Source organism: Acinetobacter sp. CIP-A165 (assembly GCF_000367985.1).
Lineage (GTDB): Bacteria > Pseudomonadota > Gammaproteobacteria > Pseudomonadales > Moraxellaceae > Acinetobacter.
This window is the reverse complement of the sequence record NZ_KB849202.1, coordinates 780,264-797,628: the sequence shown is the minus strand read 5'-3', so window position 1 is coordinate 797,628 and position 17,365 is coordinate 780,264. Positions and strand designations below refer to the sequence as shown.

The following is a 17,365-nucleotide window of genomic DNA, read 5'->3' as shown; positions in this document are numbered from 1 at the left end:
GTGCTTTATATCTAAGAAAAATAAGAATTATTCCGTTAGGATCGTATAGATACATAAATGGCGCAGAGACCGATCAACTGGGTTTCTAAGCGCATTTCGCATGATCCTTTCCAATTGGAAACCAAGGCGCTCATATAACTTTCTCGCATCTTGATTTTCTTGATCAACAAGAGCCTCTATACGTTTAAAATTATAATGCACCTGTAAGGCCTCAAGTAAGCGTTGTATCGCCTGCTTCATCAAACCTTGTTTATTGAATACAATGTTTCCCCAAAAACCAATTTCTAGTCTAGGTATCTCCCAACAGATATTATGCAACCCAACCAGACCAATTAACCGTTCTGTTTTCTTATGTCGAATAACAAACACGACATCCTTATTTTTTGATAGGTTATCTTGCACGGTCTGACAATATAATTTCGTATTTTCTAAACTTTGTTTATTTAATACCCAAGGAATTGTTGCGGGATACTTCTGCAAATGAGCTAGAGAATCTATGATCGCCTCATATACATCGTTAGCATCTTCTTCACACAATACATGTAAATAAAACTCTTCATTTGCGAGTGCCGAAATAAACTCCTGATTTTGAAACAAGTTTATCCCCCATAAAATGATATTTTTAAATATAAAAAAGTTGAATCAGATTAACTGATTCAACTCAATTTACACGTTTAAATCGCTATTCAAACGTTATCCATTCTTAAATTAAGCTTTACCAATTAACCCACGCGCCACGATTTCTTTCATGATCTCATTGGTACCACCATAGATACGCTGGATACGAGCATCTGTGAAGAAACGTGAAATTGGATATTCGCTCATATAACCATAACCACCAAATAGTTGAAGTAGGTTATCAGCAACTTTCATTTGCATGTCTGTACTAAAACTCTTGAGTGCAGCCGCAGTTTCGACATCCAACTTACCTTCGTTATATAAAGCCACATTCTGATTGTAAAAAGCTGCTGTCGCTAACTCATCAATTTTGGCTTGAGCCAATACAAAACGCGTGTTTTGGAACTGAGCAATAGCCTGACCGAACGCTTGACGCTCTTTCACATAAGCAGTTGCTAGATCTATCGCACCACGAATCGCACCCAATGCTGTAGAAGCAATCGCTGTACGCTCACGCGGCAACTCTTGCATCAAGTACGCAAAGCCTGAACCTGCATTACCTAATAATTGATCTTTAGGCACTTTGACATTGTCAAAGAACAATTCAGAAGTATCTTGCGAATGTAAGCCGATTTTGTCTAGGTTTGTGCCTTTCTTAAAACCCTCCAAATGTGTATCGACGAGCATTAAAGAGACACCTTTAGCACGCGCTTGAGGATCTGTTTTTACTGCAAGCACAACTACATCGGCATGCTGACCATTGGAAATAAATGTTTTAGAACCATTTAATAGATAATGATCATCTTGCAAAATCGCGCTGGTACGCATTGCTTGTAAGTCTGAACCAGCACCCGGTTCAGTCATACCAATTGCACCAACCACTTCTCCAGATACCATTTTTGGTAGCCAATACTGCTTTTGTTCTTCAGTGCCAATATGTTGAATATAAGGTGCGGCGATTTCAGAATGACATGAAATACCTGTCGATAATGCACAATATCCCGCACGAGCAGACTCTTCAACCAACATGAGTGAATAATGTGTTGGAACACCATAACCACCATATTCTTCTGGTACATCTACACAGAGAAAGCCATTTTCACCCAACAATGTCCAAACCGAACGTGGCATAAGTCCTTCACGTTCCCATTGTTCATAATGAGGTGCAATATGCTCACTCATAAAACGTTTAAAGTTATCGCGGAAGAGTTCCAAATCTGCATCGTAAGCTAACATCATTATTTCCTTTCGATTTCATTTTTCTTAAAAAATTACTCCGCAGCCATGCTAATGATTTTTAAGCGTACTGTCATGTTCCTTTTACATCAAATCACAAGACTCATTCGGTCAATTATTTTATTTGCAATCATGTAAATTGAAGCACAATTGCTTAATGATTAAACAGCTCAACTTATTTTTTACGCTAAACACTCCACTTTTATGTCATATTAATTTTACTCCTAGCGATGACTTCAATCTGACCATGAATACAAAACGAAATATCTATAAAACTTCAGAACATCCTTTCGCACAGTATGTTCGTATCTTGGGTAAAGGAAAAACAGGGTCTCGCTCACTCAGCTATGAAGAAGCCTATCAAGCTTTTAGCATGATCTTGAAAGGTGAGGTTCTGGATGTTCAACTCGGTGCATTTTTGATGCTATTACGCGTCAAAGAAGAATCTGTCGATGAACTTGCTGGTTTTGTACAAGCAACCCGCGATCAACTCAATTTTCAGCCCCTTGAAGCGGATTTGGATTGGTCATCCTATGCAGGTAAACGTAAACATTATCCGTGGTTTTTATTAGCGGCTCTAACTTTGTCTCATCATGGTTATAAAATCGTAATGCATGGTGCATCGGGCCATACGATCAACCGTGTTTATACTGAGCAAGTTTTACAGTACTTAGGCTATTCAATTTGCCAAAATGAGCACGATGTTCGCGAACAATTAAATCATCATAATTTTGCTTATCTACCACTCGAAACGATTTCACCTATTTTAAGCGAACTGATTTCTCTGAGAAATGTGATGGGTTTGCGCTCTCCAATTCATACGCTTGCACGTTTGATTAATCCGTTTAATGCCAAAGCAACTTTACAAGCCATTTTCCACCCTGCTTATCGTACTTCTCATCAACACACAGCTTTTCGTTTAGGTTATCAAAATAGCGCGGTGATCAAAGGTGAAGGTGGGGAATTTGAGCGCAATCCTGATGCTAAAACCCTGATTTGTGGAATAAAAAATGGCGAACTGTATGAACATGAATTGCCGAAACTTACGCCCGATCGCAGTCCAATCGAAGAAGAGCTTGATCTTGCGGTATTTAAAGCTGTTTGGCTGGGCGAACAAACCCATGAATATGGGGAAATGGCTATCATAGAAACCATGGGAATTGCACTTTATACCATGGGTGTGGTCAGTAACTATGATGAGGCGATGGCAAAAGCAAAACAGCTTTGGGATAGTCGTTTAAATTAGAATGAGTGAAGCGATTTCTCAGTGAAATCGCTTCTTTATTGATTAAATCAAATCAACGACAAGATGACTACTTCACATAAGGCCAAACATCTGGGTCTTTATAGCTTTCATCTATTCTATAACCTTCTGTTTTCAACTTTTTCTCTTCATATAATCGAGCTTGTTTATTTCTTTCAAGCATCTTTTTAAATGCTTCCTCTATCTCATTCGCATCCATCTTATAAGAACCTGTTATACTATTACGCTCATCATATCGAATTGTCTGAAAACTATATCTAAGCATATACTGTTCTTGTTTTTTTTCATTAATTGAGGTTCGATCTAAAGTAAAAGTTAATAAAACACCATTAACATAAAGTCGATAGCCAAATGATTCTGTTGGGATTTCATTAAAAATGTATTGCCATTCCTTAAAACTCAAAATATAGTTTGGGTCAACTACCTCTTTTCTATCCAAAATGTATTTTATATTATCTTCTTTAGCAATCCTCCCACTAAAACGATAAAAATATTGTTTCCAACCTGCCTTATTAATTCTCTGCATTAACTCTACATAAGCAGCATATGCTTGTTCTGGCTCTACAAATTCTTCTTGGGTTAGGCCAGCATTGACTACAATACTTTTAATTCCTTTTATATTCGGATCATTTGCCAATTGGGCTCCCATAACTGAAAATACATGCTCTAATTCTAGGCTGTTGACACCATGCTCAATTCTGACTTTACCCAAATTTGGCGGATTCCAATCCAAATCCATGAAATTCATACCTGCAGGTTGTTGATCAACCTTTCCATCAGTATATGTCATGAAATCTTGTACGCCTTGCGGACCTAAATGCAAATTAACAGTTTTTTGATTATTCATATATTGATTCTCTTGAGCTTTAGAGTGAGGCTGACAGGCACTTAATACCCATCCAAATAGAAACACACAAATCAGTTGCTTATATTTTTCCATCATTACTGTCTCTCCCTACATTAAAGTCAGCCGAACTCCCTCCCCAACCAGATATTATTAGTAATTCTTGTTCTAAAAAGGCTCTACCCAATTCATGTCGCATTAAATCATGATATTTCTCCGCCGCTTTATTAATCCATTTCATTCGACTGTCATAGTCTTCTACTTTGGTTCCTTCTAAAGGAGTACTATAAGGTTCCTCAGGTAAACTGGCTAACTGCTCTGCATTTTCCCCTCTATATTTTCCTGACCTGTCAGGTTTAACTGCTCTAACACTATAATCACTTGATAATACTAAAGTACTATCTGGGGTTTTAGTAATACGTTGTATCCCAGCCATTGTTTGAACTTGACTATCTTTCCAAACGATCTCTTGTAAAATGTTATATTGCTCTTGTACTGCGATTGCCATTAAATGTTTGAATAAGGGTCCTTCCGCCCGTTTAAATTTATCTTGCCTAGCCCCGCCCTGTTTAAAAACTCTTTCTATTTCTTGCAAAAAAACAAAAGCCTTGTTGATTTCCGAAGTTACGGACAAATTCTTGATTTGAGGAAGGCAACTTGACCAAGGTAAATTCATCACCTCATTCTTAATATGTGTAAAGTTAGAAACATCTCGTTGTGTTTTACATTGGTTAAATGAGACAGGTGAAGCACTCCATGCATAATGCCATGGTGCAATATCCATAAATAACCATAGATTTCCTTTTGCAAAAGCATGTACTGGATTACGAATTTTGTCCGATGGAATCCAATATCCATACCGTGTTAATCCGTGCTTAAAAACAGCAGCAACTGTTTTTGAGGCAAAAGCGCCTAATCCCATCCAGTAATAACGCCCTTTCAATAAACGATTGCCTGAAACTTCAGTCTCCAAATAAATCTTGGCATAAACAGAAGCTATTCTACGAGCCCGGGCTTCATAACCAGGTTCTAATCTATAAGTATTAGTATTTCGATCTTGCAGATTGGATAATCTGATAATCGATTGCTGTTGATAAACCTCCCAAAAAGTAATGCAATCACACTGCACCAAGGTACAACTATTTTCACTTGTGTTGGTATTACTCTGCCACGCTAAAGTCCCAGTCACACTCTACTCCTGATCTTCTGTCGTGTCGGGATCGACTTGTAAATTTATCCAGTTTAAATCTAATTTAAGCTCTTTTTCTTGCGGTGAATGAATACGTTTGGTCCATCCTTTTTTATTCGTTAGAGCCATAAAAGAGTCATCACCTGAAGTGAGTTTGTAATCAATTTCCTTGAAAGGTTCACCTGAAGGCAATTTCAGTGAAAACTGCTCATCAAAGATCTCTAAAGCTGGTAAACCTTTAATATTTACGCCCGCAGCTTGTCCACCCATAAACAAATGCTGCCCAGCTTTCACCTCAAACTTGCCACCTGTAGTTGGAAATATCCCTGAATCATTCAGCTTAAGCTCTGAACTATCCGCTTTAAATACAATCTCCTTTGGACTGGTGATATAGATGGCATCTTCAGTCGAAATGATTTGTATATCTTTACGAGCAATGAAGTCAGCCCCATCATCTTGTGCCTGTAGCTCAAACTTACCTTTTGCTGCAACTTGTTTAATCCCACCTTGTGCTGTAAATAGACTAATCTTTTGACTGGCTTGGGCGATCAAATTCTTTTGCGTGGTCAGGTTAATGCTATCCCCTGCAAATTGGTTCAATTGCCCATCCGCAGAAAGGTGTATGTCCTCTGATGTACTCAATCCAATCCCATTTGGCGAGCTGAGTAGTAATAAAGCTTTGTTAAATTTGGCAATGTCTTGTTGAATCTCTTCTGCAAATGCTTTGAGTTGTTCTAAAGCTTCGAGTTCATCAGTCTGTTGGTTTTTTGCCACTTCACTCAAGGCTTTGGCATTGTTCTGGTTGCCTTCTAGTTGTTGTTTGGCTGTTTGGGCTTCGAGATGATCGCCTTCAGCTTGGTCTTGTGTATGGGTGGTGATCAGTAAGCCTTCGCCTGCTCGAATCGCACCCCATTGGTCAGTGCGTAGTTCAAAGCCTTCGCCTCGATCTTCGCTTTCTGCTTGGGCTTTAGGGTGGCTGAGTTTACCGAGATTGAGTTGACTTGATGCATGGCTGCTTTGCAGTTGAGCGCTGATCTGTCCTGTGGTGTCGTCAAAGCGCAGTTGGTTATAACCTGAGCCTTGGTATTCTTTGGATTTAATCCCTGCCAGTTTCTTAGTGTCGGGCAGTTGTCCTTGGTCATCGAATTTAGTCGGGCTGCGTTGTGCTTCGTGCAGTCGTCCTGTGACATAGGGGCGATCGATGTTGCCATCAAAGAAGTCGATGACCACGATTTCGCCAATGCGTGGCAGGAAGCGTGCACCATAGCCTTCGCCTGCCCATGGGGTTAATACATCGACCCATGCCGAGTCGGTATCGTTGTCGTTGCTACCTGCACCACCATCATGACTGTGGTCATCATTTCGGGTAAACAGGAAGCGGACTTTAATTCTGCCCCATTCATCGACATGGATTTCTTCACCTGCGGGTCCAACCACTTTAGCGCGTTGTGGATGGGCTGCTGGGCGGTGTTGTAGGGGTTGGTATTCGGGTACGGTTTTGATGCTGCGACGTTGTAGCGTCAGTTGGTTGGCTTGGCGTTCTGCTGGGTTTATATTTGAGTTTATGTTGTTATTTTGCCATTGGCTTTGAGTGATCAGGCTTTGGATTTGTTGGTTTAAGTCTTTGGGCAAGTTGTTTTGGTTGTAGTAGTTTTTAGCAGTGATCAGAAATTCTTGGTCTGATCCGCTGTGTTGGTCAATCTCTGGGTGTTCGTTCAGTTTAAACCAGTAGCCCACTTGGCTATCGCGTACTGTGGTATGGGCAATAAATTGTTTGGCTTGGGCATCGTGGTAATGACCGAAGTTTTGATTGAGTTTTTCAATTTGGTTGTTGCCTGATGCAGTTGCGCCATCTTCGCCTTTGAGGTCTTGCATCCATGCTGGGGTGAAGTGCCATGCATCTTCGAGTCCTAGACTGGCGTTGTCGTGTTGTCCGCTATGTTGATGTTTGCTTTGGACGCTGCCTGCACCGTCTTCTTGTTCTAGTGCATCGGCTTGCCAGCGTTGGATATGCACGGCCGTTGGTTGTAGAGAGCGTTCAGCAATCAGACTAGTCATGCTGTCGTATTGTTCGGTGGCACTGCTGCGGTGGTAGCGAATCGTTCTTCGATTTAAGGCTTGGTATTGGTTGTTATCGTCAATTAAACGCAGTTTTTGTGCTTGGATCGGGCTATTGCTGTTTGCAACAGTGAGTTGGGCTTCGTCGATGAGCCAGTTAATGCCTTCGCTTCTGAGTAAGCGGCTAATGAAATCGTAATCGCTTTCATTGGCTTGCATCACAAAGGGTCGGATGTCGTAGTCTTGTGTTACGCCGCTGATATCAAGCGTGAGACTGGATGCGAATAAGGGACTGCGTTGTTGCCATTCTTTGAAAATCGTTTGAGCAATATCCAGTACGGTTTTATTCATAAACACGCGAGAATTTCGGCGTTTATGCCACAGTGCAGTGACATCTTGGAGTTTGAGTTTATATAAGGTCAAACTTCCATCAGATTGTCCTTGCACAGCTTCGGTAATGATGCCTGTGGTTCTAAATAAAGTGCCTGTGTCAGTCACTTGATCAACGGCGACTTGGCAACCAATGAATTGTTTTAGTGGGATAGTGGCGTTGGTTGATAGGCAAATCAGTTCCGCAGTTACGCCCTGATTAATAGCATGCTGACCTTGTATTTTTTGTAGGAACACTTCTGTGTTGAGCGCTTGATTGGCAAATTGAATATGAATCGCGCGTTTCTGTGCGGTTAAGCCAAGTTGTTCTAAAGCAAACTGAATCGTGTTAAGCATACTTTTTATTGAGTTCTTTTAAACTTGACGCGCATTTTACAGAAAAAATTAACCACATGCTCAGACAGTTTCGTCTATTTGTGACAAATTTTGTCTCATTTTATTGCAATTTTATGTTTTAGCCATTATTCATTGATACAGACGATAAAGAAATTGTTCACAATCTCTAAATATCGTTAATAAGTTTAAAGAACAATAAAAAATGCTCCTAAATATTTAGGAGCATTTTTTTAGGCAATCGGTTTACACAAATCGAATCGGTTTAAACTCAGGTTCATTTTTGTGATGGTCATCATCACACTCCTCACCTTCTTCTTTTGTACCACGATCGATATAACCACTACGCTGCTCTTCTGGAAGGTTTTCCATTTCCCACGCATAAACAGCTTGCATACAAATTTCGCGCTGCTCTTTGGTCAAAGCAATACCATTTGGCCATTTACCAATTTCAACGGCAGTTCTTAGACGCTCAACAATCTCAGGATTTAAAATAGCGAGCATTTGTTCAATATTCATGAGTCGTCCTGCTGAAAAGATTCAAAGTCTTGGTTCCACCCCAATTTGGTACGACATGCCATATAAAAGTCATAACCGGGCGGGTGTAATAAGCTAAGTTTAAACGGATGTTTTCGAATATGCACACTATCCCCAACATTTAGTGCAACACTGTGTTGACCATCGGCGCTCACCATTGGTAAAACACGATTTTCTCGAATAACGATTTTAATCTCACTTTGTCCACCGACAACGATGGGGCGAGAGGATAATGTATGCGGGTGCATCGGTACTAAAGCAATTGCATCCATACTCGGATGTACAATTGGTCCGCCACCTGAAAGCGAATATGCAGTTGAACCTGTAGGGGTCGCAACAATTAAACCATCACTGTGCTGACGATAGACATATTGTCCATCGATATTTAGCTCAAAATCAATCATGTGAACCGATTTGCCAGAATGCAAAACTACATCATTTAATGCAATCGCATCATAAATCGTTTCACCGTTGGTACGAACTTCCATTTCCAATAAAAAACGGCGATCTAATTGAAATTGACCTTGTAGAACTTGATCAAGTTTAAAAATCGCTTCAGCAGGTTTGATATCAGTTAAGAAGCCTAATCGACCACGGTTAATCCCAATGACTGGCGTATTATGTCGAACGAGTGCACGAGCAGCATGTAACAGCGACCCATCTCCACCCACTACGATCACTAAATCGACCACCTCACCAAGTAGGTTGCGGCTTACGGTCTGTCCATGGCTATAAGGTACAAGTTTAGATGTTTCCTGATCAAAAACAGGATTTAAACCCAAAGTGATCAAATGATCATGGATTAAACATAACGTTTCTACAACAGAATATTTATCTGGTCGCCCAATTAGACCAATATTTCGAAAGGATTTATGTGAAATTTGCACGAAAAATTTGGCTCCGCTGCGATTCCTGCCTATCATATCACTAACAATCAATGTTGCGTTGATGATTGATTAAAAAGTATAAAAATGTCTATTGCTTATTTTTATACGATGAATATCAATAGTTTCTGAATTTTTTATTGCATGTTGCTATTTATTCACAGTTTTATGATTGCAAATTACTGATAAGCTATCGCATCATTACCCCCATTGTTTTGGTTTTAACGCAAATCTATGAAGTGTGAACGTGGTATTGGTTTTATAACACTAATTTTTTCAATTTTAGTGATTGGTATTTTTGTTGCCTTTAGCATCTATCTGATTCGCTTGGATAGTATTATTCGCAATAAGTTTGAAGGCCAGCGCTGGGACATCCCTGCTAAGGTTTTTGCTCGCCCATTAGAAATTTATGCGAATGCACCTATTACTCAAGAAAATTTCATCCAAGAATTGAAATTACTGGGTTATAAAAACACGTCAAACTATGAAAAATCAGGTAGCTATGTTACACAAGGCAACCAAATGTATGTGCATACCCGTGGTTTTGACTATGGTGACAGTACTGAACCTGAACAGGTACTAGAAATTGGTTTCTCAAGTGATCGTGTTGGAGATATTCGTTCTACTAAACCCTCAAGTACAGGGATCGCTCGTTTAGAACCACTATTGATCGGCGGTATTTATCCGCAACACAATGAAGATCGCGTACTGATCAAATTAGATAAAGTACCAAAAACATTAATCGAAGCATTGATTTCGACGGAAGATCGTAACTTTTACAACCATCATGGTGTTTCTGTCAGAGGAACAGCTCGTGCTCTGGTCAGTAATGCGACAGGAGGTCGACGCCAAGGTGGTTCGACTTTAACGCAACAATTGGTAAAGAACTTTTATCTTTCCCCTGAAAAAACCCTTAAACGTAAAGTAAATGAAGCCCTGATGGCTTTATTAATTGAGTTTCACTACAGCAAAAATGAAATTCTTGAAACCTATCTGAACGAAGTAAATTTAGGTCAAAATGGCAATTATTCAATTAATGGCTATGGTCTCGCTTCACAATTTTATTTTGGCTTGCCATTACGTGAGCTTAATATTTCACAACAAGCGTTCTTGGTTGGTCTAGTACAAGGTCCATCGTTATATAACCCTTGGCGCAACCCTGAAAATGCAAAAAAACGTCGTGATGTCGTGTTAAATAACATGTTGGTCATGGGTTATCTAACAGAATCTGAATATCAAGACGAAATCGCCCGTCCTTTAAATGTAATTAGTAAACCTACGATTGGGCCTGCAAAATTCCCTGATTTCCTCGATATTGTACGTCGTCAATTGCGAACTGAATATCAAGAAAGTGATATCACTAATCAAGGTTTAAGAATTTTCACCACCTTAGACCCAATTGCACAAACCAAAGTTCAAAACGTGTTTAAAAATTCGGTCGAGCGTTTAGCACAAAGAAACCCAGCACGTTTGAAGAATTTGCAAGGCGCTGTTTTAGTGGCACACCCTGAAAATGGTGAACTGATTGCAGCAGTGGGTTCAACACAGGATTTTACAGGTTTTAACCGGACACTTGATGCGAAACGTCAGGTGGGTTCACTCTTGAAACCCGTCATTTATCTCAATGCCATTGAATCTGGTCGCTATACTTGGGCGAGTCCGATTGAAGATACTGCGGTAAATATTCCGATTGATGGCGGTAAAGGTTGGTCACCAAAGAACTATAGTGGTAATGAAAATGGAATTGTGCCAATGCAACAAGCCTTGGCAAATTCGTATAACCTCTCTACCGTGCGCTTAGCAAATGAGTTTGGTCTATCGACATTTAGCAATAAGTTAAAGCAATTTGGTGTCAGCTCAGATATCCCAGCATATCCATCGATTTATTTAGGGGCAGTCAATATGTCACCGATGGAAGTGCTTGGCATTTATGGTAACTTTGCAACGGGTGGTTTCAAATATCCACCACGCTCTATCCGTACTGTGGTTGATGCGCAAGGACGTTTACTCGACCGTTATGGTTTAAATGTTCAACAAACCATCGACCCAGCTGCCGCGTATATTTTAAACTATGGTCTACAACAAGTGATGCGTTCAGGTACAGGCAGATCGGCCTACAGTAGCTTACCTGAATCATTAAATCTTGCAGGCAAATCAGGTACCACAAACGATACCCGAGACTCTTGGTTTGCAGGTTATTCAGGCAATCATGTTGCGGTTGTATGGTTAGGTCTAGACGATAACAAAGTAACGGGCTTAACAGGTTCTTCAGGTGCATTGCCAGTTTGGACCAATGTCATGAAACAACTTCGCCAAGAACCTGTCAACTTGCGTCAAACTGACAATGTACAATGGCAATGGATTGATCGTACCAGTGGTGATTTATCTGCTCAAGGCTGTGAAGGTGCGATGTATATTCCACTGCTTCGTCAAACTGTACCACGCCGTGCAACACTATGTGGTCAATCGCATTACGAAGTTGAGCCGACCTATATGCCTCAAAATGATGGAACAACTGATGATGACAGCATCAGTAATTATATTCGTGAGACTGAAAACCAAATGGATACTGACTTATCCAATCACACCTCTACACGCGTTATTTCTAGCGGTAGTTATAACGGTGAGAACTAATCTAAAAGGATGATTGGACATGATTAAGAAAGCAACGTTTGCTATTGGGATACTGGTACTCACTGGTTGTACGACAACACCAGAGCGCCCAGCACCTCAAACACCACCGGCGAAGGCAACTGATAGCCAGAAGAAGGTTACGCCACCTTCTTCTGGCGTCAAAATCACGCCTTATGAGCAAAAAGAGATTAAACGACAAACTGTTCCAGTTATCGTTGTGCCTGAACAGAAAGTTCAACAAAAATTTAGTAATGACGGCTCTCAGCTACCGGCTTTTAGAACGCTAATGCAAAAAACCCAAACAGCGTATAAGCAAAAGCAATTTGCCGATGCAGAACGTTTTGCACTTCAAGCGCAACGCATCGCACCACAAGCTGCGGAAACCTATTTATATTTAGGATTAATCGCGGATCAGCGTAAACAGTATGCCAATGCAGAGGCACTAGCTCGCCGTGGTTTAAGTTATGCTCAAAGCAATAGCATGAAGAAGCAACTCTGGTTAATCGTGCTGCGTGCGAGTGAAGCACGTAACCACCCCGTTAAAGCACAAGAAGCGAGAAGAGCGATTCAGGCGCTTTAAGCAGCGATTCAATTTATTGATTCAAACTGGCGAATTCCAGCAAGCCCATAAGCATTATGTTTTTGGGCTTTTTCTAAATCTTCGGGCGCAACACCACCTAAAGCAAACACTGGAATATCACTATTTTTGGCTAACTGCTCAAAACCACTCCACCCTAACACTTTCGCATCGGGGTGCGTATCCGTTGAATTTACAGCGCTTAAGAACACCGCATCACAACCAATTTGTTGAGCATGTTGTAAAGACACCGCATCGTGACAAGCAGCAATCAAACGCTTTCCGACAGGTAATTCAGCTTTTTTTAAACTCAATAATTGTGATTGTTTTAGATGAATCGTTTGTATTTTAGTTTGAATGACGGCATCCAACTGCTGCCAAATATCAAAGTTAAGGATTAATTTTGCAAGTTGCTCATCCGATAAAGCCAATAATTGCGCTTCGATTTGATCAACATCTTGCGGCTGTATACGCCAATACAACAAACAATCACTTTCAGGCAGCGCCATAAGTTCCGAACTGACTTTAATCAGGTTCGGCCACATTAACCTTTGAAGAATCTGCGTATTCGCTTTAGGAAAGTTAAGCTCTGCTAACTGATCTCGACTATACCAAGTCCATGGTTGGTGGTGTATCAGATCAAGCAGCTCATCAGGAACATAAGCATGAAATAAATGTAAATGAACAATCACATCATCATATTCATGTCGTATCACATCAAAAACATGCCAGTTTTTTATGCCTATACCAACTTCTTCGTATATTTCACGACGACACGCTTGCTCAGGTGTTTCACCCGCTTCAACTTTACCACCAGGGAACTCATGTTTATTGCCTTGATGTTGATTTGCCTGTCGCCATCCCACCAACACTTTTGACCTATGTAATAAAATTGCGATCGCAACATCAACTGTATTCTTTGACATCAAAGTCTTATATTCCTCATCTATATGCAGCAATTTTAAGTAATTTATTAAGCCTTTCACACTTGCAAAATAAAAATAATAAATGATTTTGTAAATAGTCAAAAATTTACGTTGACAGGCTTATTCGATAATGATTATCATTTAAAACATTAAAAGACATACCACGGAGTATAACAAATGAACGCACCATTCAGCCTTTTTACACGCAGCACAGATTCAGCACAATCATTGCCAATGCTGCATTCGAACAACCTTTTTGCCTTAGGACGAGAAATACGCATCATGCATGCTGGAGAAGAATACCGCTTACGCTTGACTCGAAACAATCGCCTGATTTTAACCAAGTAATATAATAAAAATCAGAGAATAAAAAAACGTGGGAATAGCAGTATGTCAGCGCGTACTGCTTTTTTTTGCTTGAAATAATAGTATTAATTTAAAGGAACAACTCTCAGCACTTCCTCTAAAGTCGTTACACCCTCTATGACTTTGCGTGCCCCCGCGATTCTTAAAGGTTCAACCCCTTCTTTTTTCGCTTGAGCTTTCAAATCATTTAATGTGCCATTTGCACTAATCTGTGTTTTCAACTCCAAACTTACAGGCATAAACTCATAAATACCCACTCGCCCTTTATAGCCAGTCTGGCGGCATACCTCACAACCGACAGCTTTATACATGGTCGCTGGCATATCCATAATATAGTCGAATGTTAAGTGTTCCCATTCCTGCTCATTGATTGCGGTTTCTTGTTTGCAGTGTGGACACAGTTGACGCACTAAACGCTGTGCAAGCACACCAAGAATCGTGGCCGCGGTTAAGAATGGCTGCACACCCAAATCATGTAAGCGGGTTAAGCTTGATGGTGCATCATTGGTATGTAGTGTTGATAATACCAAATGCCCTGTCAATGCAGCTTGAATTGCCATATTGGCGGTATCATGGTCACGAATTTCCCCGACCATAATAATATCGGGATCTTGTCGCATTAGGGCGCGAACCCCGTCAGCAAAGCCCAGTTCAATATTGGGATTTACCTGCATTTGGTTAAAGCTCGGTTCAAGCATTTCAATCGGGTCTTCAATGGTACATACGTTGACTTGTTCTGTTGCCAGTTGTTTTAAAGAGGAATAAAGTGTCGTGGTTTTACCTGAGCCCGTCGGCCCCGTCACCAAGATAATACCGTGACTGTGCTGCGTGAGTTGCTGCCAACTTTGTAATAAATGCCCCTCAAAACCCAATTGCTGAAAACTGCGAACCAAGACTTCGGGATCAAAAATCCGCATCACCAACTTTTCGCCAAATGCAGTAGGCAAAGTTGAAAGACGGAGTTCTGTTTCTTGCCCTTTTGGTGTCCGTGTTTTTAAACGGCCATCTTGAGGTTTTCTTTTTTCCGCGACATTCATTCGCCCTAAGATTTTGATACGTGAAATCACGGCAGTCAGTGTATTTGCAGGCATATTATAAATGGTGTGCAAAACACCATCGATACGAAAACGCACTTTGCCTTTGTCTTTTCTTGGTTCTAAGTGAATATCACTTGCCCCTTGTTCAAAAGCAAACTGCAACACCCAATCCACCAGCTTGACAATATGTTGATCATTCGCATCAGGAGTTTGCGTATCCCCTAACTGTAATAGCGCCTCTACGCCTTTATTATCACGATCAAAAGCGCTGGTATTTTGTGACGAATTTACAGCACGACTGACTTGATAATATTCGTGTAAATATCGTTGTAACTGTTCAGGATTTAATAAAACTCGCTCAATCTTTTTAGGCGCCAAACTACGCTGTAAGTTATTTTCCCATTCCGATGTAAAGGGCTGATCCGTACCAATCAAAATACGATCAGCATGTACTTCAACAGCCAAAATATGATTTCTAACAGCGAACTCTTGCGACATCACACTGGTTAAAGCAGCAACATCCGCTTTTAAAGGATCAATCACAAACATGGGCAAAGCCGCTTTTTCCGCCAACCACTGACACAAACGATGCAGAGTTAGCGTTGCAGCAGGATTTAACTGATCTTTTAAATTAAAATTGGCAATCCATTGTAAGGGATGCCATTTCAATTGTTCTTTTTGACGATGTGTGGTTTGGATTAACAACTTATCTCGTTCAGTAATACGACCATCTTTTTGCAGTTGCTCTAAGCACCAAGTCACATCAATCGTAAAAGAAAAGTTCGTAAATTTTGCCTCAGCTTGCATGACCGTAATTTCCCCAAATTTATGAATCATTTATATTTTTAAATTAAATTATATTGGACTGCTCTACACTCACCACTGTGACATTCTTTTCATCGACTGTAAAACGAATATTCAAGTGAGCGAAACACATCCCATACACCCGCTCAGTATCTTCTTGATACGCTGGACGAGGATCTAAAGATAACACTTGTTCAAGTTCATCCAATATCTTTTTATCTAGAATCGTCTGATTTAACAGTTGTTTTTGCTGTAGCGAAGCAGTTTCTGCCCAAATGACATCCTTACGGATCGGCTCATCTTGTGCATAACCACTGAGCGATTCTTCAATTGCATCTGAATATTGAATATAAGGTTTAATATCAAAAATTGGGGTGCCATGTAATAAATCACTACCTGTGACGTATAAACGAATCACTTTGCCGTACTTTTCAACACGAAGAAAACGAACCACAGACAAACCGATTGGCGATGGCCGATACATACTTCTGGTCGCAAAAACACCTATTTTTTGGTTGCCCCCGAGACGCGGTGGACGGACTTGTGCACGAAATTTAGCCTTTTGATTCGGAGCACTATCATTTTGTTTATTCTCATGAAACTGCCACAGCAACCACAAATGACTAAAGTCATCTATGCCCTCAAATGCCAAAATCTCATTATAAGGTTCAACCATCTCTATGTACGACTCGATTTGCACCAAGTTCGGCTGCCTTGGGATGCCAAATTTCTCACGATAAGGAGAATGCATATAACCGATTATCGGCATCATTACAGAGTTACTCATCACTTTTTCTGATAAACACAATTAAATATATTCAGTTTATCGAGAATGATTTTAGATTAGAATAGCAATCTGTTTCTTTTATATGTGATCGAGACCTTTAATGGCTGCTTTTAACGTTGAACGCATTACTCATGTTCACCACTGGAATGACACTCTTTTCAGCTTTAAAACAACACGCGATACGAGCCTACGTTTTAAAAATGGTCAGTTCGTGATGATCGGACTTGAAGTGAATGGTAAGCCTTTAATGCGTGCTTATTCGATCGCAAGTGCGAATTATGAAGAAGAGTTAGAATTCTTCTCAATTAAAGTACAAGATGGTCCACTCACCTCGATCTTACAAAAAGTACAAGTGGGCGATGAAATCCTGATTTCTAAAAAACCGACAGGTACTTTAGTACACGACGATTTGTTACCAGGTAAAAATTTATATCTTTTATCTTCTGGTACTGGACTTGCGCCATTCCTTTCTCTGCTTCGTGATCCAGAAACTTACGAAAAGTTTGAGAAAGTGATCATGGTACATGGTACACGTTATATTTCAGAACTTGCTTACCAAGACTTAATCCTAAATGAACTTCCGAATCACGAGTTCTTTGAAGAGTTAGGCATCAAAGATAAATTGATTTACTACCCAACTGTAACGCGCGAACCGTTCCGCACTCAAGGTCGTGTAACAACAGCGATTGAGACTGGTGAACTGTTTGAGAAAATTGGTTTACCTCGTTTTAATCGTGAAACTGACCGTGCCATGCTTTGTGGTAGCCCAGCTTTCCTAAAAGATGTGGCTGCGCTACTTGATCAGCATGGTTTAGTCGAATCACCACGTATGGGTGTTATGGGCGATTATGTGATTGAACGCGCATTTGTTGAGAAGTAAT

The 17,365-nt window shown here is 40.4% G+C and carries 15 protein-coding genes; 5 read left to right on the top strand and 10 right to left on the bottom strand.

Going from position 1 to position 17,365, the window contains the following annotated elements:
• Positions 1-27 precede the first annotated feature (27 nt).
• Both F991_RS09235 and F991_RS09230 read right to left on the bottom strand, forming a co-directional pair.
• Entirely contained in the window at positions 28-597 is a 570-nt protein-coding gene (locus F991_RS09235) for a GNAT family N-acetyltransferase (RefSeq protein WP_004670743.1), read from the bottom strand.
• 111 nt (positions 598-708) lie between these two features.
• Positions 709-1,854 carry an acyl-CoA dehydrogenase family protein gene (locus tag F991_RS09230; protein WP_004670742.1) on the bottom strand — a complete coding sequence of 382 codons (1,146 nt, stop codon included), beginning with the start codon at positions 1,852-1,854 and terminating at the stop codon, positions 709-711.
• A 247-nt stretch (positions 1,855-2,101) separates the two neighbouring features.
• On the opposite strand from F991_RS09230, the gene F991_RS09225 reads away from it, so the two are divergent.
• Positions 2,102-3,100, top strand: a complete 999-nt coding sequence (locus F991_RS09225; protein WP_034595620.1) for a glycosyl transferase family protein — start codon at positions 2,102-2,104, stop codon at positions 3,098-3,100.
• 67 nt (positions 3,101-3,167) lie between these two features.
• Here the strand turns inward: F991_RS09225 and F991_RS09220 are convergent, their stop codons facing one another.
• The 5 genes from F991_RS09220 to F991_RS09200 all read right to left on the bottom strand — a co-directional run bounded on the left by F991_RS09220 (position 3,168) and on the right by F991_RS09200 (position 9,356).
• Positions 3,168-4,061 carry a hypothetical protein gene (locus tag F991_RS09220; protein WP_004670740.1) on the bottom strand — a complete coding sequence of 298 codons (894 nt, stop codon included), beginning with the start codon at positions 4,059-4,061 and terminating at the stop codon, positions 3,168-3,170.
• Positions 4,045-5,151, bottom strand: a complete 1,107-nt coding sequence (locus F991_RS09215; RefSeq protein ID WP_004670739.1) for a DUF2515 family protein — start codon at positions 5,149-5,151, stop codon at positions 4,045-4,047. Before F991_RS09215 ends, F991_RS09220 begins: the two co-directional genes overlap by 17 nt.
• Before the next feature lie 3 nt (positions 5,152-5,154).
• Positions 5,155-7,935 carry a type VI secretion system Vgr family protein gene (locus tag F991_RS09210; RefSeq protein ID WP_004670738.1) on the bottom strand — a complete coding sequence of 927 codons (2,781 nt, stop codon included), beginning with the start codon at positions 7,933-7,935 and terminating at the stop codon, positions 5,155-5,157.
• 243 nt (positions 7,936-8,178) lie between these two features.
• Complete coding sequence (locus tag F991_RS09205) at positions 8,179-8,451, bottom strand: YeaC family protein (protein ID WP_004670737.1); 273 nt, start codon at positions 8,449-8,451, stop codon at positions 8,179-8,181.
• On the bottom strand, positions 8,448-9,356 hold the full coding sequence (locus F991_RS09200; RefSeq protein ID WP_004670736.1) for an NAD(+) kinase: 909 nt from the start codon (positions 9,354-9,356) through the stop codon (positions 8,448-8,450). Before F991_RS09200 ends, F991_RS09205 begins: the two co-directional genes overlap by 4 nt.
• Before the next feature lie 231 nt (positions 9,357-9,587).
• Between F991_RS09200 and mrcB the strand changes: the two genes are divergently transcribed.
• Both mrcB and F991_RS09190 read left to right on the top strand, forming a co-directional pair.
• Complete coding sequence (gene mrcB, locus F991_RS09195) at positions 9,588-11,987, top strand: penicillin-binding protein 1B (RefSeq protein WP_004670735.1); 2,400 nt, start codon at positions 9,588-9,590, stop codon at positions 11,985-11,987.
• Positions 11,988-12,006: 19 nt separating this feature from the next.
• The gene (locus tag F991_RS09190) at positions 12,007-12,567 is read left to right on the top strand and encodes a tetratricopeptide repeat protein (RefSeq protein ID WP_004670734.1); all 561 of its coding nucleotides are present in this window, start codon (positions 12,007-12,009) and stop codon (positions 12,565-12,567) included.
• An 8-nt stretch (positions 12,568-12,575) separates the two neighbouring features.
• Here the strand turns inward: F991_RS09190 and F991_RS09185 are convergent, their stop codons facing one another.
• Positions 12,576-13,490: a thiamine phosphate synthase gene (locus F991_RS09185; RefSeq protein WP_004670733.1), complete on the bottom strand. Its 915-nt coding sequence runs from the start codon at positions 13,488-13,490 to the stop codon at positions 12,576-12,578.
• Between the two features lie 177 nt (positions 13,491-13,667).
• Between F991_RS09185 and hemP the strand changes: the two genes are divergently transcribed.
• Positions 13,668-13,838, top strand: coding sequence for a hemin uptake protein HemP (gene hemP, locus F991_RS09180; RefSeq protein ID WP_004670732.1), 171 nt, complete (start codon positions 13,668-13,670; stop codon positions 13,836-13,838).
• Between the two features lie 83 nt (positions 13,839-13,921).
• Here hemP and F991_RS09175 read toward each other — a convergent pair whose 3' ends face one another.
• On the bottom strand, positions 13,922-15,700 hold the full coding sequence (locus tag F991_RS09175) for a type IV pilus assembly ATPase TfpB (RefSeq protein WP_004670731.1): 1,779 nt from the start codon (positions 15,698-15,700) through the stop codon (positions 13,922-13,924).
• A gap of 43 nt (positions 15,701-15,743) precedes the next feature.
• Complete coding sequence (gene tsaA, locus F991_RS09170) at positions 15,744-16,484, bottom strand: tRNA (N6-threonylcarbamoyladenosine(37)-N6)-methyltransferase TrmO (RefSeq protein ID WP_051064205.1); 741 nt, start codon at positions 16,482-16,484, stop codon at positions 15,744-15,746.
• A 100-nt stretch (positions 16,485-16,584) separates the two neighbouring features.
• On the opposite strand from tsaA, the gene F991_RS09165 reads away from it, so the two are divergent.
• Positions 16,585-17,364: a ferredoxin--NADP reductase gene (locus F991_RS09165; RefSeq protein ID WP_004670729.1), complete on the top strand. Its 780-nt coding sequence runs from the start codon at positions 16,585-16,587 to the stop codon at positions 17,362-17,364.
• The last annotated feature ends 1 nt before the right edge of the window (position 17,365 follow it).

Bases quoted from the DNA above. Each gene is read 5' to 3' on its own strand.
- F991_RS09230 (WP_004670742.1), bottom strand. From the start codon at position 1,854: ATGTTAGCTTACGATGCAGATTTGGAACTCTTCCGCGATAACTTTAAA.
- F991_RS09165 (WP_004670729.1), top strand. From the start codon at position 16,585: ATGGCTGCTTTTAACGTTGAACGCATTACTCATGTTCACCACTGGAAT.
- F991_RS09220 (WP_004670740.1), bottom strand. From the start codon at position 4,061: ATGATGGAAAAATATAAGCAACTGATTTGTGTGTTTCTATTTGGATGG.
- hemP (WP_004670732.1), top strand. From the start codon at position 13,668: ATGAACGCACCATTCAGCCTTTTTACACGCAGCACAGATTCAGCACAA.
- F991_RS09210 (WP_004670738.1), bottom strand. From the start codon at position 7,935: ATGCTTAACACGATTCAGTTTGCTTTAGAACAACTTGGCTTAACCGCA.
- F991_RS09205 (WP_004670737.1), bottom strand. From the start codon at position 8,451: ATGAATATTGAACAAATGCTCGCTATTTTAAATCCTGAGATTGTTGAG.
- F991_RS09225 (WP_034595620.1), top strand. From the start codon at position 2,102: ATGAATACAAAACGAAATATCTATAAAACTTCAGAACATCCTTTCGCA.
- F991_RS09190 (WP_004670734.1), top strand. From the start codon at position 12,007: ATGATTAAGAAAGCAACGTTTGCTATTGGGATACTGGTACTCACTGGT.
- F991_RS09185 (WP_004670733.1), bottom strand. From the start codon at position 13,490: ATGTCAAAGAATACAGTTGATGTTGCGATCGCAATTTTATTACATAGG.
- mrcB (WP_004670735.1), top strand. From the start codon at position 9,588: ATGAAGTGTGAACGTGGTATTGGTTTTATAACACTAATTTTTTCAATT.
- F991_RS09175 (WP_004670731.1), bottom strand. From the start codon at position 15,700: ATGCAAGCTGAGGCAAAATTTACGAACTTTTCTTTTACGATTGATGTG.
- tsaA (WP_051064205.1), bottom strand. From the start codon at position 16,484: ATGAGTAACTCTGTAATGATGCCGATAATCGGTTATATGCATTCTCCT.